Source organism: Undibacterium sp. Ji49W, from assembly GCF_049340205.1.
Taxonomy (GTDB): Bacteria; Pseudomonadota; Gammaproteobacteria; order Burkholderiales; family Burkholderiaceae_D; genus Undibacterium.
In genome coordinates this window covers 35,144-50,276 of sequence record NZ_JBMPOW010000009.1, presented here as the reverse complement: position 1 = coordinate 50,276, position 15,133 = coordinate 35,144, and the positions used below count along the sequence as shown (strand labels likewise).

At 52.0% G+C, this 15,133-nt stretch carries 16 protein-coding genes; 2 read left to right on the top strand and 14 right to left on the bottom strand.

The window, feature by feature from the left end; translation table 11 throughout:
* Positions 1-82 precede the first annotated feature (82 nt).
* The 10 genes from fdx to ACO0LK_RS12610 all read right to left on the bottom strand — a co-directional run bounded on the left by fdx (position 83) and on the right by ACO0LK_RS12610 (position 8,822).
* On the bottom strand, positions 83-421 hold the full coding sequence (fdx, locus tag ACO0LK_RS12655) for an ISC system 2Fe-2S type ferredoxin (protein WP_422952628.1): 339 nt from the start codon (positions 419-421) through the stop codon (positions 83-85).
* A 48-nt stretch (positions 422-469) separates the two neighbouring features.
* Positions 470-2,335: a Fe-S protein assembly chaperone HscA gene (gene hscA / locus ACO0LK_RS12650; protein ID WP_422975553.1), complete on the bottom strand. Its 1,866-nt coding sequence runs from the start codon at positions 2,333-2,335 to the stop codon at positions 470-472.
* A 73-nt stretch (positions 2,336-2,408) separates the two neighbouring features.
* A complete protein-coding gene (hscB, locus tag ACO0LK_RS12645; protein WP_422975551.1) occupies positions 2,409-2,912 on the bottom strand; it encodes a Fe-S protein assembly co-chaperone HscB in 504 nt (167 codons plus the stop codon).
* 11 nt (positions 2,913-2,923) lie between these two features.
* Positions 2,924-3,247 (bottom strand): iron-sulfur cluster assembly protein IscA, encoded by a 324-nt coding sequence (gene iscA / locus ACO0LK_RS12640; protein WP_186945385.1) that lies wholly within the window; start codon positions 3,245-3,247, stop codon positions 2,924-2,926.
* A gap of 61 nt (positions 3,248-3,308) precedes the next feature.
* Entirely contained in the window at positions 3,309-3,710 is a 402-nt protein-coding gene (iscU, locus tag ACO0LK_RS12635) for a Fe-S cluster assembly scaffold IscU (protein WP_422975549.1), read from the bottom strand.
* Positions 3,711-3,795: 85 nt separating this feature from the next.
* The gene (locus ACO0LK_RS12630; protein WP_422975547.1) at positions 3,796-5,049 is read right to left on the bottom strand and encodes an IscS subfamily cysteine desulfurase; all 1,254 of its coding nucleotides are present in this window, start codon (positions 5,047-5,049) and stop codon (positions 3,796-3,798) included.
* A 16-nt stretch (positions 5,050-5,065) separates the two neighbouring features.
* Positions 5,066-5,548, bottom strand: a complete 483-nt coding sequence (iscR, locus tag ACO0LK_RS12625; protein WP_186945382.1) for a Fe-S cluster assembly transcriptional regulator IscR — start codon at positions 5,546-5,548, stop codon at positions 5,066-5,068.
* A gap of 103 nt (positions 5,549-5,651) precedes the next feature.
* Entirely contained in the window at positions 5,652-5,948 is a 297-nt protein-coding gene (locus ACO0LK_RS12620) for a helix-hairpin-helix domain-containing protein (protein ID WP_422975545.1), read from the bottom strand.
* A gap of 133 nt (positions 5,949-6,081) precedes the next feature.
* On the bottom strand, positions 6,082-7,593 hold the full coding sequence (locus tag ACO0LK_RS12615) for an aldehyde dehydrogenase family protein (protein ID WP_422975543.1): 1,512 nt from the start codon (positions 7,591-7,593) through the stop codon (positions 6,082-6,084).
* Between the two features lie 137 nt (positions 7,594-7,730).
* Positions 7,731-8,822 (bottom strand): saccharopine dehydrogenase family protein, encoded by a 1,092-nt coding sequence (locus ACO0LK_RS12610; protein ID WP_186945379.1) that lies wholly within the window; start codon positions 8,820-8,822, stop codon positions 7,731-7,733.
* A gap of 170 nt (positions 8,823-8,992) precedes the next feature.
* On the opposite strand from ACO0LK_RS12610, the gene ACO0LK_RS12605 reads away from it, so the two are divergent.
* Complete coding sequence (locus tag ACO0LK_RS12605; protein WP_422975541.1) at positions 8,993-9,439, top strand: Lrp/AsnC family transcriptional regulator; 447 nt, start codon at positions 8,993-8,995, stop codon at positions 9,437-9,439.
* Between the two features lie 108 nt (positions 9,440-9,547).
* Here the strand turns inward: ACO0LK_RS12605 and ACO0LK_RS12600 are convergent, their stop codons facing one another.
* A complete protein-coding gene (locus tag ACO0LK_RS12600) occupies positions 9,548-9,895 on the bottom strand; it encodes a hypothetical protein (RefSeq protein WP_422975539.1) in 348 nt (115 codons plus the stop codon).
* Between the two features lie 78 nt (positions 9,896-9,973).
* Positions 9,974-10,288 carry a hypothetical protein gene (locus ACO0LK_RS12595; RefSeq protein WP_422975537.1) on the bottom strand — a complete coding sequence of 105 codons (315 nt, stop codon included), beginning with the start codon at positions 10,286-10,288 and terminating at the stop codon, positions 9,974-9,976.
* A gap of 214 nt (positions 10,289-10,502) precedes the next feature.
* On the opposite strand from ACO0LK_RS12595, the gene ACO0LK_RS12590 reads away from it, so the two are divergent.
* On the top strand, positions 10,503-12,611 hold the full coding sequence (locus ACO0LK_RS12590) for a hypothetical protein (protein WP_422975535.1): 2,109 nt from the start codon (positions 10,503-10,505) through the stop codon (positions 12,609-12,611).
* Between the two features lie 116 nt (positions 12,612-12,727).
* On the opposite strand, the gene ACO0LK_RS12585 is transcribed toward ACO0LK_RS12590, so the two are convergent.
* Together ACO0LK_RS12585 and ACO0LK_RS12580 are read right to left on the bottom strand one after the other, a co-directional pair.
* On the bottom strand, positions 12,728-14,110 hold the full coding sequence (locus tag ACO0LK_RS12585) for an L-serine ammonia-lyase (RefSeq protein ID WP_186945375.1): 1,383 nt from the start codon (positions 14,108-14,110) through the stop codon (positions 12,728-12,730).
* 36 nt (positions 14,111-14,146) lie between these two features.
* Positions 14,147-15,130 (bottom strand): NAD-dependent epimerase/dehydratase family protein, encoded by a 984-nt coding sequence (locus ACO0LK_RS12580; protein WP_422975532.1) that lies wholly within the window; start codon positions 15,128-15,130, stop codon positions 14,147-14,149.
* Positions 15,131-15,133 lie beyond the last annotated feature (3 nt).

Genomic DNA, 15,133 nt, shown 5'->3' with positions numbered 1-15,133 from the left:
GGCTCCGGCATGTTCGGGTAAGGTGATTCTTACCCGGTAGCGCATTGCTTGCTTGATTCTGCTTAATCCTGCTTGATCATGCTTAATGGTTTTCGCGTGCGTGGTTGATGGTGTACTTTGGTATTTCTATGGTGATGTCCTGTTTGCCGAGTTTGACCTGGCAAGACAGGCGTGAGGTGGCTTCCAGACCCCAGGCGGCATCCAGCAAATCTTCTTCATCATCGGTGGATTCATTCAATGAATTAAAGCCTTCGCGCACTACCACATGACAAGTGGTGCAGGCACAAGACATTTCGCAGGCATGTTCAATTTCGACATCGCTTTCAACCAGGGCTTCGCACAGAGATTTGCCTTCGGGTGCATCAATGACTGTGCCTTCCGGGCAAAGCTGGGGGTGGGGCAGGACTATGATTTGTGGCATGTTGTTCTCGTCAATTCAGTATTTTGGTATTGGATGCTGGCTGCAATGTCAGGCAATCTCATCCAGTTTTTTGCCGGCCAGTGCACTGCGCACGCTTTTGTCCATGCGGCGCGCTGCAAATTCTTCCGTGCCCTGTGCCAGCTTGTCGATGGCCTCATGCAATAACTGGTGATCCTTGCCATCCTTCAGGCTGACTACATGGGCCATCAATGCTTTGATTTGTACCTGTTCGGCATCATCCAGCAGTGATGCATCCGCATTCAAGGCGGATTGGGTGGCCAGCAGGATGCGCTCGGCTTCCACAGCTTCTTCGCGCAAGGCACGTTCCTGCATGTCGGCATCTGCTGATGTAAAGGAATCTTGCAGCATGCGCGTGATGTCATCATCGGCCAGGCCATACGATGGTTTGACGGTAATTGCCGCTTCTACACCAGAACGTAATTCGCGTGCCGATACTGACAGCAGTCCATCTGCATCTACCTGATAAGTGATGCGTATGCGTGCTGCACCAGCAGCCATAGGAGGGATGCCGCGTAACTCAAAGCGTGCCAGTGAGCGGCATTCGCTGATCAGTTCACGTTCGCCCTGTACCACATGGATGGCCATGGCGGTTTGTCCATCCTTGAAGGTGGTAAATTCCTGCGCGCGTGCGCAAGGGATGGTTGAATTGCGCGGGATGACCTTCTCAGCCAGTCCACCCATGGTTTCCACGCCCAGTGACAGTGGGATCACATCCAGCAGCAACCAGTCATCGCCAGGGGCGCGATTACCTGCCAGCAGATTCGCCTGTATTGCTGCACCCAACGCCACTACCTTGTCAGGATCAATGTTTGCTAGCGGAGTGGTCTGGAAAAAATCACCGACGGCCTTGCGTACGTGCGGCATGCGTGTTGCGCCGCCAACCAGTACCACACCGTCGATATCATCGACTGTCAGGCTGGCATCGCGCAGGGCTTTGCGACAGGGGGTGGTGGTTTTTACCACGAGGTTTTGTGTCATTTCGGCGAATGCCGCTGCGCTGATCTGCAAATGTACGGATTCGCCAGAATTCAGTTTCGCATCGATAAAGGTGCTCGGCTTGCTGGATAAAATCTCTTTGGCCTCGCGTGCCTTGACCATCAGGGCACTGGTATCTTCGTCGGACAGCGGTGCCAGTTTGGATTCTTGCAGGATCCAGCAAAACAGGCGGTGATCAAAATCATCTCCGCCCAGGGCAGAATCGCCACCGGTAGCCAGGACTTCGAATATACCCTTGCTCATTCTTAAAATGGAGATGTCGAACGTACCGCCGCCAAGGTCGTACACGGCATACACACCTTCGGATGCATTGTCGAGACCATAAGCAATCGCTGCAGCCGTAGGTTCGTTCAGCAGACGCAAGACATTCAGCCCGGCCAGTTTGGCAGCATCCTTGGTTGCCTGTCTCTGGGCATCGTCGAAATAGGCAGGCACCGTAATCACGGCACCGACCAGGTCGTCGCCCAGGGCATCTTCGGCAGTTTGACGCAGGGTCGCCAGGATTTGCGCTGATACTTCTACCGGGCTCTTGATGCCGGCCACGGTTTTAAGCTGCACCATGCCAGGTTCATCATGGAAATCGTAAGGCAGATTTTCTGCGTAGGCGATGTCTTTCAAGCCGCGACCCATAAAGCGCTTGACCGAAGCGATGGTATTCCTGGGGTCATTGCTTTGCTCGGCCAGGGCTTTAAAGCCGATGTGCGCATGGCCATTGGGCAGGTAGCGTACGACTGATGGCAGCAGAGGGCGACCCTCTTCGTCATTCAATACTTCAGGGATGCTGTTGCGTACGGTTGCAACCAGAGAATTGGTGGTGCCCAGATCGATGCCTACTGCCAGCCTGTGCTGGTGTGGGGCGGTGGACATGCCAGGTTCTGAAATCTGCAGTAATGCCATGGTGAAATGGGGGATGACAATGCATCCAAAAAGGGCAAACCGATGGTATCCGGATTCGCCAGGTTATTCGAAATTACTCGTCAAGAGCAGCGATGTCGGCGATAAACTTTTCCAGAAACATGCAGGCGCGGATTTGTTGCGCGGCTTCCTGAAACTGGCTCTGGTCAAGTGCGTTACCAACGGCATGCAATTGCGTTCTTAATGCGCTGTTCAATTCGCGCTCCAGGCGCAGCAGGGCTGCCTGGTTATTGTCGCGTCGCGCGTCATCAAAGCTTTCTCGCCATTCCATTTGCTGCATCAGGAAGGCACCGGGCATGGATGTATTGGATTCTGTCTGCAAATCCACACCTTGCAATTCGCATAGATAGCGTGCGCGCTTTAGCGGTTTTTTCAGTGTCTGGTATGCTTCATTGGCACGTGTTGCCCATTGCATGGCGACCCGTTTTTCCGCTTCACTGGCCTGTACAAACTTGTCCGGATGCACCTTGTTCTGCACTTCACGGTAAGCTGCATCCAGTTGTCCCTGATCAAGCGCAAACCGCTGCGGCAACTGAAACAGCTCGAAATGATTCTGCATCTGCACCGGCCTTAAATTCTGAAGCTTTCGCCACAACCACATTCGTCCTTGACGTTGGGGTTGTAGAATTTAAAACCTTCGTTCAAACCTTCGCGTGCAAAGTCCAGTTCGGTACCATCGATATACGGCAGGCTTTTGGGATCAACAAATACCTTGACGCCGTGTGATTCAAAAATCTGATCATCGTTGCCAATTTCATCCACATATTCCAGTTTGTACGCCATGCCTGAGCATCCGGTAGTACGTACGCCAAAGCGCAGGCCTATGCCTTTGCCCCGGCGTTCCATATAACGGGTGACGTGTTTTGCCGCTTTTTCTGTGAGTGTGATAGCCATGTTGATTCCAGTTCTTGCTGCCGAATTGCTTTTTTGATGCTTGTCAGGATACCTGTTGCGCTCAGGCGGCCTGTTCTTGTTCTCTACTGTGCTTGTTTTTGTAATCCAGCACAGCGGCCTTGATCGCGTCTTCTGCCAGGATGGAGCAGTGAATCTTCACTGGTGGCAGTGCCAGTTCTTCAGCGATCGCCGTGTTTTTGATTTCCAGTGCCTGATCCAGCGTCTTGCCCTTGACCCATTCAGTCACGAGAGAAGAGGAGGCGATGGCCGAGCCGCAGCCATAGGTCTTGAATTTGGCATCCTGGATGACGCCGTCAGCGCCAACCTTGATTTGCAATTTCATGACATCGCCGCAAGCAGGTGCGCCGACCATGCCGGTACCTACTGTGTCATCACCTTTTTCAAAGGCGCCGACATTGCGTGGATTTTCGTAGTGATCCAGAACTTTTTCAGAGTAAGCCATTTTGATGCTCCTTAATATTACTTAAATTCGGTTACTTAAATTCGGTTTCTTCAATGCGTTTTTTTAAATACACAATGAATATGAATTAATGCGCAGCCCACTGGATGGTGGAGATGTCAATGCCATCCTTGTACATATCCCAGAGAGGCGACAATTCGCGCAGCTTGGCGACCTTGGTCTTGAGCAGGTCGATGGTAAAGTCGATATCTTCTTCTGTCGTAAAACGGCCAATCGTGAAACGGATGGAACTGTGCGCCAGTTCATCACTGCGACCCAGTGCGCGCAGAACATAGGACGGTTCCAGACTGGCAGAGGTACAGGCAGAGCCGGACGATACAGCAATATCCTTGATCGCCATGATCAGGGATTCACCCTCAACATAGTTGAAGCTGACATTCAGATTATGTGGCACGCGATGTTCCATGTCGCCATTGACATAGGTTTCTTCAATTTCCTGCAAGCCTTTTGCCAGGCGGTCGCGCATGGCGCGTACATGGGCCAGTTCGCTTTCCATTTCTTCCTTGGCGATACGGAAGGCTTCGCCCATACCGGCGATCTGGTGCGGTGCCAGTGTGCCAGAGCGGAAACCGCGCTCATGGCCACCACCGTGCATCTGGGCTTCCAGACGTACACGTGGTTTGCGGCGGATATACAGCGCGCCTATGCCTTTGGGGCCATAGGTTTTATGCGCAGAGAAAGAGACCAGATCAACCTTGGTGTTTTCCAGATCGATATGGACCTTGCCTGTGGCCTGGGCTGCATCGGAATGGAATACGATGCCTTTTTCGCGGCACAGTTCGCCAATTTCAGCGATAGGCTGGATCACGCCGATTTCATTGTTGACCCACATCACGGATACCAGAATGGTATCAGGACGTATGGCTGCCTTCAATTGTTCTACTGTGATCAGGCCATCGTCGCCTGGTTGCAGATAAGTTGCTTCAAAGCCCTGGCGTTCCAGTTCACGTACGGTATCAAGCACAGCCTTGTGCTCGGTTTTAACCGTGATGATGTGCTTGCCCTTGGATTTGTAGAAATTGGCTGCACCCTTGAGCGCCAGGTTATTGCTTTCCGTCGCGCCGGAAGTCCAGACGATTTCACGCGGATCGGCATTCACCAGATCGGCCACCTGTGCACGTGCATCTTCTACAGCTTTTTCTGCTTCCCAGCCATACATATGGCTGCGTGAGGCAGGGTTACCATACTGAGCACGCAGGAAAGGGATCATCTTGTCGGCAACACGTGGGTCGACCGGCGTCGTCGCCGAATAATCCATGTAAATAGGGAAATGCGGTGACTTCAAGGTATCCAGCAGGCTTTTTTCCAAAGGGGCGTTCATTCAAAACTCCAAATATTCAAGATGCAATGTGGCTGGCATGCGAGTGATGCATGACGACAACATGGTTTTCCGAGGCTTTCTGTCTTTGCTGATTGACCAGATCCTGGAGCGAAACGGAATCCAGGTAATCGACCATTTTGGCGTTCAGCGTCGCCCATAAGTCATGCGTCATGCAGTGCAGGCCGCTTTCGTGGTCGCTGCCATGGCAATTGCCCTTGCCGCCGCACTGAGTGGCATCAAGAGGTTCATCAACCGCGATGATGATATCGGCAACAGTCACATTTTGTGCCTTGCGGGCAAGATTGTAGCCGCCGCCGGGTCCGCGCACGGATTCAACGATTTCATGGCGGCGCAGTTTGCCAAACAATTGCTCGAGATAGGACAGGGAAATGTCCTGGCGCTGGCTGATGCCAGCCAGGGTCACAGGTCCCTTATCCTGGCGCAGGGCCAGGTCTATCATTGCAGTGACGGCGAAACGTCCTTTGGTGGTCAGGCGCATATATTACTCCGGGGTACTCCACGCAAGAAAAAGCTGAATGCCCTGAATTGTTGAGCATTTTGATCAAGTATAGCAAACTTGAGTAATTTTGTCAGGAATAGGCTTAGAGTGAGGAGGGGGATGCGAGATGAGCTTTGCGCTCTGCGGTGTAGTGCCACCAGGCCAGCGGTGGATCGCCAGCCATGAATTTTACTATGGAAATGAAAACGTCGTAAACGCAGGGGTCATGCCTGGTGTTTGTCAGACTGCATAATTCATCGTACATCTGGTAAGGATCTCGTCCTTTCAGCTGCCCGGGTTCGGTGATGCCCAGCAGATGCAGGTCGGCAACGGCTGCCTTGCCTACATTGGGCAGTTGTTCCAGATGGCTGATGGATGCGCAGGAAAGTGCTTTTTTCATAAGCTATATGATATGTACGAGCTGGTTTTGGTCTTCGCTGCCGGATTGTAATATTGTAAGATTGTTTTCTTTTCTTATAAAGCAAAAGACCGCCTGCGTGGCGGTCTTTTACAGTCATTGACTTTGATCTGAATCAAATATCAAAGCTGATGCCCTGTGCTAGCGGCAGGGAATTGCTGTAATTAAAGGTGTTTGTGGTGCGGCGCATATAGGCTTTCCATGCATCAGAGCCAGACTCCCGGCCGCCACCTGTTTCTTTTTCGCCGCCAAAAGCACCGCCAATTTCTGCGCCAGAAGGGCCGATGTTGACATTGGCAATGCCGCAATCACTGCCGGCAGCCGATACAAAAGTCTCGGCTTCACGCAGGTCAGTCGTGAATATTGAAGATGACAGGCCTTGCGGCACTTCATTGTTCAGGCTGATGGCTTGCTGCAAATCGCTGTAACGCACGATGTACATGATGGGTGCAAAGGTTTCATGGTGCATGGACGCAGTCTGGCCTGGCATTTCTACCAGGGCGGGGCTAACGTAATAGCCATTTTCATTGCCGGCAACGATAGTACGGTCACCGCCAAATACCTTGCCCTGTTCTGATCTGGCAATCGCCAGTGCGCTTTGCATGGCATCGAAGGACGCGGCATCGATCAGCGGGCCGACCAGGGTGGTCTTGTCCAGCGGATTGCCGACCGGCAGGCCGGCATAGATTTTCTTCAGGCGTGGTACCAGCGTGTCATAGATACTGTCATGCACGAACAGGCGGCGCAGGGTAGTGCAGCGTTGACCAGCAGTGCCGACGGCAGAAAAAGTGATGGCGCGAACTGCCATTTCAAGATCGGCACTGGGTGCGACGATCATGGCGTTATTGCCACCCAGTTCAAGGATCGTGCGTGTCAAACGTTTGGCGCAGACTTCGGCAACCTGGCGACCCATGCGGGTGCTGCCAGTGGCGCTGACCAAAGCCACACGTTTGTCTTCCACCATTTGTGCGCCGGTATCGCGCGCACCTATGATCAGCTCAGCCAATCCTGCTGGAGCGTCACTGCCAAAACGGGCCACTGCCTTCATGAACAGGGCATGGGTGGCGATGGCTGTCAGTGGTGTTTTTTCTGAGGGTTTCCAGGTCACGCTATTGCCACAGACAAAGGCCAGCGCTGCATTCCAGGCCCAGACGGCAACCGGGAAATTAAAAGCGGAAATCACACCTACCACACCTATAGGGTGCCATTGTTCCATCATGCGATGGCCGGGGCGTTCGGAGGCGATGGTCAGGCCATATAACTGGCGTGACAAACCAACGGCGAAATCACAGATATCGATCATTTCCTGTACTTCACCCAGACCTTCTTGCAGGATTTTGCCGGCTTCCAGTGTTACAAGTTGGCCCAGTGCCTGCTTGTGTGTCCGCAATTCTTCGCCAAACAGACGCACCAACTCGCCGCGCCGTGGGGCTGGGATATTGCGCCATTGTAAAAATGCGGCATGCGCACGGTCTATGCGCTGTTTGACTTCTGCTGCGGTGTCGCTGCGCAGGCCAGCGAGAACCTGGCCATCGATGGGGGAAATGCTGTGGATGTCGCTACCCTGATAGTCACTCAACTGGATGTCGAGTTCGGTCAGTATGGTGTGCAGAGTCGTGTTATTCATCTTGTATGCCTCGGTACTTTGCCAGGCACATGAGCTTTGCTTGTGGAAAACCTCATGTGCTTAATTTATAGGGGATAGGCTAGACGCCAGAACCGACATTGTAGCGCCGGTGCTTCTGTTGTGCCTTGGTCTCTTGCCTACGCCGCGTAATATTGACCAAAGCGATTGCCCAAAAAGTCGGACAGATCAGTTTGCTCCTGACGCACCAGGCCATGCTGCGGCAATTTGCCGGTAACCACCAGATCCACCATGCTGCAGATGCCGGACGCTGTGGTCAGCTGTATCGCTGACAATAACTGACCATTGACTTGCTGAGCATAGATTTTCTTGGCATAGGATTCCTGCTCCAGGCGGCCATCACGCATACCGACCACGCTGACGAAGACCAGTACTACGTCCTGTTTTGTCATGGGAATAGCGGTTTCCATGACTTCCTTCAAAATCGGACGGCGTTCTAGTTTGCCCAGTTGCAGGTCGCGTATCAATACTTTGACGATATCGCGATGACCAGGGTAGCGCACGGTTTTGTAGTTCAGGTTCTGGACCTTGCCTTGCAGGCTTTCGCACAAGGTGCCCAGACCACCAGAGGTGTTGAAGGCTTCGTAATCGATGCCGTCCAGCGAAAAATGTTCAATTTCTTCCAGCGCGGCAGTTTCGCGCAATTCACCATCAACGATGGCTTCGCATGGATTGCAATACTCGTTGATCAGGCCGTCGGTACTCCAGGTCAGGTTGTATTTGAGTGCGTTATTGGGAAAGGTGGGCAGGGCGCCGACGCGCATGCTGACATCGCGCAGGGTTTCAAAGCGTTTGGCAACATCATTGGCAACGATGGAGATAAAGCCAGGTGCCAGGCCGCATTGCGGTACAAAGGCACAATCTGCACCTTCAGCCAGTTGCTTGACGATGCGTGTGCTTTCCACGTCTTCAGTCAGATCAAAGTAATGGGAATTGGCTTCACGCGCTGCGCCAGCGATGATGGGTGTCAAAAAGTAAGGGCAGGCCGACATGGTTACCTTGTGTCCGCGAATCAGTTCCGTGACAGCAGCTTTGTCACCCAGATCAGCCTGAACGATGCGGGTATTGGGAAAACCCGCCTGTTCCACATATTTCAGGCGCTCAGGGTCGCGGTCAGCCACCGTGATTTGATAATCACCGGTATGGGATAGCAAATTGAGAATTGCATCACCAATCTTGCCTGCGCCTAAAAGTATCAATTTCGTTGCCATGTCTGTCTCCAAAGCCTGATGTGAGAGTGTTGTGAGAATGTTCCTAGGGTGTAGTAAAACAGTTCACATTGAAGTCTAGGCCTTAGTTTTGTCAGATAATAGCGTCTAACTTATCGTCAATATGCATGGTCGTACGATAATATGTAGCATAAATAAAGCGAAATGACGAAATGAAACCTGATCTTGATGACATCGACCATAAAATCCTGGCTTTGCTGATGGATAACGCAAGGTTGCCGGTGACCAGTATCGCCAAGGCGGTTGGTATTGCCCGTACCACCGTCATCGCCAGGATCGCTGCGCTGGAAAAACGGGATGTGATTGCCGGTTATGGCCTGAAGCTCAACCAAAAGCTGGCGCAGCCTGCGGTCAGGGCTTATGTCGGCCTGTCGGTGGAGGCACGCTATGCGCCGGCATTAATCAGGTATCTGCAACAATTGCCAGAGACAGAAACTTTATGCGCCGTCAGTGGGGCCATCGACTATATGCTGACCTTGCGTTGCCCTAGTACCGAAATCCTCGATAAATTGCTGGATCAGATCGGCGCGCTGGATGGTGTCAGGCAAACCTCAACCTCGATTATTTTGAGTAAGCGTATAGACAGAGGGGCTTTGTAGCGCAAAAGTAGAAAGGTGGGCGCTGAAAATACAAATGCCGCATACAGGAATGCGGCATTTCATAGCGAAGATCAGACAGATGCATTTGCACCCGTGTCTAAGGTGAAATCAGGTACTGCTGGCAGACTTAGCCTGGGCTTTTTTATCTTCAGCGACAGTTTTCTTGGGTTGTGGCGCAGTAGCTGCAGGCTGCACATTGTCAGAAAAATGCATATTGGTCTGTTGCAGGATTTGCAAATGTACTGAAGCACGGTCAACACCGCTTCTATCCAGTTGCACCGGTGCCTGTGGTGCGGTTGCGCTTGGTGCTTCCTGCATGATTTCTGAACTTGCAGATTTGTCCTGCTGATCGTATTGGCTGGGCACAGAAGCCATGAACATCAGCTCCTGGCTATAAGCAAGGCTACCCAGCAGGGCAGTAGAAAGCATGCAGAAGACGATGGATTTTTTTAACATGATTGCCTGCTAGAAAATAAGTGCTGCGACAAACCGGAATAATTGCTTAAATGAAATAAAATTATTTCATTATATATATTAAACGAGCAATTGCGGTTTTTTGTATGTACGCACTTTTGCTTGCTGAATTTGTCTGTCTTGCTGATCGAAGGCAAGTTTCTCTTCATTGCTCAGGTGTTTCGCCGCGATGAAGACGGTATGCACTTTGTTTCCAGCCTGGTCGAGATCAAATGCGATTTTTTGTTGTTCAGTCAGTCTTGGTGCTGAGATTGTAACTGTTGCAATATGGTTGCTTGCATTCAGTTTATTAATATATTTTGCTACTGGCACTATGGTAGCAGCAAATACAGCAATGGTTAATACAGTTAAATTGGTTTTCTTGACGATATTCATGTTATTTCTCCTTTTGACCTTCAGTGATCTTGCTATGCTTGCACTGTAATGGCCGGCGGCGATGGCTTCCAGGCGTTTGCGACGAAATGCAGAAAGTCTGGGATGAAATTCAAGAAATGAAACATGAACGGTATGGCCGTCTTTGCAAGAAAAGACATTTTTTACAGTGCAAGGCACAGTAAATAGCCTGCCAATCTTCAAATTTGGAGCCGCTATGGCAGTAAAACGAAAGATAAGACTAAGTACAATTTTATTGGCAGGACTGGCGGTGCTGCCATTGCTGGCACAGGCCCAGTTGCAGCCCTGGGGCGACTATCCGGCTTTGCCCAAACCGCTTTCTCCTGGCTTTGCTCCCGCTGCCAGTGATGCAGGTGGTACAGGTAATACTGGCGATGCATTGCGCTTTCTTGAATCCTTGAGCGATGCTCAGGTACGTGCGTGGATGAAGCGGCAAACCGATTTCAGTCAGGCGGTTATTTCCCGTATCAACGGCAGGGATGCCTTGCTGACGAGGCTCAAAAACTTGCAGGCACAAGACTATAGTGCTGGCAATCTGACAGAAGTACATGGCAGGCAGTTCTTTGTTAAACCTGCGGGTGATGGTAAGCCTGGCCTGTTCATGCGGAATGCCAGTACGGCGGGCGAAAAAATACTGATATTGGCTGAAGCAGGGCGGGTGATCAGTTTTTTCAGCCCTTCACCGGATGGCAGTCATGTCGCGGTTGGCATGCTGTCAACCGATGGTCGCCGGCAGCACAGTCTGCGCATCATCAAGACCGCCGATGCCTCTTTACTGAAAGATGAGTTGGGTGCTATCCCTGCCAATGCCAGGGAAGTTGCCTGGAAGGCAGATGGCAGTGCGCTGTTCTTTCCCAAAAGCGCAGGCAAGGCCGATGCCAACAATGGCGTCGTGTGGCAGCATGTTCTGGCAACAAAGACCAGGGAAGACCAGGCCCTGATCGGTTCCGGAGTCAGCAAGAGCCGGAAATTTGCTGCGACTGATGCCATCACGCTCAAGACTGCAGCCAATTCCAGCTTTGTACTGGCCGAGGTGCGCCATGGAAATACGCCGGACCGCAGCCTGTATTTGATCAAACAGGAGCAGTTGAAAGGTGCGGCCACTGCCTGGCAACGTCTGGCGAGCCCGACTGACAAGATTAAAAACGCCTGGTTGTCGGGCGAAAGCCTGTATCTGGTCTCGACTAAAAAGAAGGCTGCCGGGGCCATTTTGAAGCTGGATCTGAAAACACCGCAATTGAGTGCGGCCAAGGAATTGTTTGTCGCCAGCGATGAAGAAGTCCTGGAATTGGCAGTCGCCAAAAATGCGCTATACGCCCATGTGGCAGAGGCAGGTTTCAGTAAGTTGATGAAAATTGATCTGGCCAGCAATAAAAAGGAAGAAATCAATTTGCCTTATCCAGGCAAGATCAGCCAACTGACTGCTGATGCAGAAAACGAAGGGGCACTCTTTGTATTGGAAGCAGCCAATGTGGCTCCCTTGTCTTACCGTGCGCTGCCAGCCGGTGAAGTAAAAAATGTCGAAGTTTTCCGTTCCCCACAAATAGGCTTTCATCGTATTGCCACCAAACATTTGACGCTGACCAGACCGGGCACGGACAAGCAACTGTCAATGACTTTGCTGTACCCGCAAGGTATGGAGCTTGATGGTAGCCACGCCTGTCTGCTGAGCATGGAAACCGGCACCGGCATTGCTGCCCTGGCGAGTTATGACGCAAAACGCCTGGCATGGCTGGAGCAGGATGCCGTGATGGCCATCATCTATGTACCTGATAATGCCGATGTCAAAAAACCTTCCAGCAATGATGGCCTGGATGAGTTCTTGTTTGCCGCAGATTATCTGGTCAGTGAGGGATATACGAGCGCCAAAAAACTGGTGGCGCAAGAGTCTCGCGCAGGTCAGCGTTATCTGGCGCTGGCCATCAGTCAGCGACCACAGTTATTGGCCGCGGTACAAAGTGCCGGGCTATTGTCCGAGCCGCTGGTGGCAGATAAAAACAAAAAAGCGGCACAGCGTGGCAAGAATGCAATTGCTGTTACTAATCCGTATCAGCAATTGCGCGAGGCCACGTCCTATCCTGCCATGTTATTGACAGCACGGTTTGGTGCCGGTGTCGCACCGGTGTGGATGACGGGCAAATTTGCAGCACGTGTACAAATGCTGAATACGGACAAGTCACGCCCGGTTCTGTTTCGCACGGATTTTGCAAATTCCTGGAAAACAGACGCCATGGCAGACCAGGCAGATGCATGGTCATTTTTCTTGTGGCAAACAGGACGCAAGGGATTTTCGCTCAGACCTTAAGCTGATCTTAAGCTGCTTTTAAGCTGATATTCATACATCCTGATAAAACAAACGGCCACATGATGGCCGTTTGTTTTTGATGCAGGCAGGATATGTTGGCAGGTGTCGGTAGGTATTTAGCAGGCAGCGTAATTTACGCTGACCACATGTACTGCCAGACCTCCCAGTGAAGTTTCCTTGTATTTGGCCTGCATGTCGGCACCGGTCTGGCGCATGGTTTCAATTACATCGTCAAGGCTGACATGGTGGCTGCCGTCACTGCGCAGGGATAGTGAGGCTGCGGTAATGGCCTTTACTGCACCCATGCCATTGCGTTCTATGCAGGGGATCTGTACCAGGCCGCCGATGGGGTCACAAGTCATGCCCAGGTGATGTTCTATACCGATTTCTGCTGCCGACTCGACCTGTTCATTACTGCCGCCCAGCGCAGCAGTGAGGCCGGCAGCTGCCATTGCACATGCCACGCCAACTTCACCCTGGCAACCGATTTCTGCGCCGGAAATGGAGGCGTTTTTCTTGCACAGCATGCCTATTGCGGATGCTGCCAGCATGAAGTTGCGTATACCCTGCTCAGGGTCGCTGGGTTTGCAATCTTCTGCGTAATAGCGCAACACTGCCGGTATGATGCCTGCTGCGCCATTGGTTGGTGCCGTCACTACGCGACCACCGGCCGCATTTTCTTCATTCACGGCCATGGCATACAGGCTGACCCTGTGCATGCCATCGTGGGGCAATACATCGGCTGTTTCATTGGCGGTACGCCATAGCTTGGCAGCGCGACGTTTGACGTGCAGGCCACCCGGCAATTCGCCTGATATTTGCAGGCCGCGTGATATGCAGCCCTTCATCACAGCCCAGATTTTATCGATGCCGGCATCCAGTTCCTGGTCGCTGCAATACACGTTTTCATTCGCACGCAACATGCTGGAAATCGACAGGCCGCTGCGTTTGCCATGGGCCAGCAATTCTGCCATGGTGGCAAACGGGTAGGGCAAGGGTTTCCTGTTGCCGCTTTCGTCAGCGCCGGGATTGGCCAATTCTTCAGCAGAATAGATAAAGCCGCCGCCAGTGGAATAATAGATTTTTTCAAAGCTGCTGCCATCATTGCGCGTCAGCATGAACTTCATGCCATTCGGATGGCCGGGCAGCACTTCCTGTTTGTGCCACAGCAGGTCAGTGGCGATGTCGAACTTGACCGGGTATTCACCCAGTAAATTCATTTTGCCTGAATTGGCGAGCGCAGCCAGTTTTTCGTCCACGCTTTCAGGGATGATGTCTTGCGGTGTTTCGCCCATCAGGCCCAGCAAGACTGCCTTGTCGGTGGCATGGCCATGGCCTGTCAATGCCAGTGATCCATACAGGGCAATTTGTATCTTGCTGGTTTTATACAAGTCACTGGCATCAAGCAAAAAACGACGGGCGGCCAGCATCGGGCCTACCGTATGGGAACTGGAAGGACCCACGCCTATTTTAAATAATTCGAATACACGCATGTCCATCGTTTGCCTCTTTGACTTGTCTCAATTAATTTTTATTTATGCAGCCTTGCTCAACTCCTTACTTAACTCCTTGCGATCGACACGAATATTCTTGAGCATGTCTTCCACCAGTTGTTGCAGGCTTACTTGTGCTTGCCAGCCCCAGTCTGTATGCGCTACCGAGTCGTCCAGGCTCTGTGGCCACGAGGCAGCGATAGCCTGGCGGCTGTCTGGCGCGTAGTGTATGTCAAACGCGGGCAAATTTTGTTTGATTGCAAACGCTAATTCCCGTGGATTAAAGCTTAATCCGGCGACATTGTAAGAAGAACGTATAGAAAGTTTGGTGGCCGGTGCATCCATCAGTGAAATGGTGGCGCGTATGGCATCTGGCATGTAAATCATGGGCAGCGTGGTTTCTGCTTCCAGGAAACATTCATAGCTTTCGCCACGCAATGCGGAATGGAAAATCGCAATCGCATAGTCAGTCGTGCCACCACCTGGAGGAGATTTATAGCTGATGATGCCCGGGTAGCGAATACTGCGTACGTCTACGCCATATTTCTGGAAGTAATATTCGCACAGTCGTTCGCCTGCCAGTTTGCTGATCCCATAAATCGTGCTGGGGTCCATCACCGTATATTGCGGCGTATTGACTGGTGGCGTGTTTGGGCCAAAGGCGGCAATGGAAGATGGCCAGAAGACTTTCAGTGGTTTGCCGGCTTCGCCGCGCAGGCGTGCCAGTTCAAGGATATTCAGCAAGCCATCCATGTTCAGGGTCCAGGCTTTCAAGGGGGCCTGTTCGCCAGTTGCAGACAGCATCGCAGCCAACTGGTACACCTGGGTGATCTGATATTGCTCAACGACCTGTGCCAGCCTGTCGGTATTGAGGACGTCAATGATTTCATAGATTTTTGCGCCATACAGGCTGGTGGGCCTGATGTCGGCGGCGATCACATTATCGGCACCATGCTGTATGGCCAGCGCTTCTACCAGTTCGCTGCCGATCTGGCCGTTGGCACCAATCACTAAAATGCGTTCCATGAC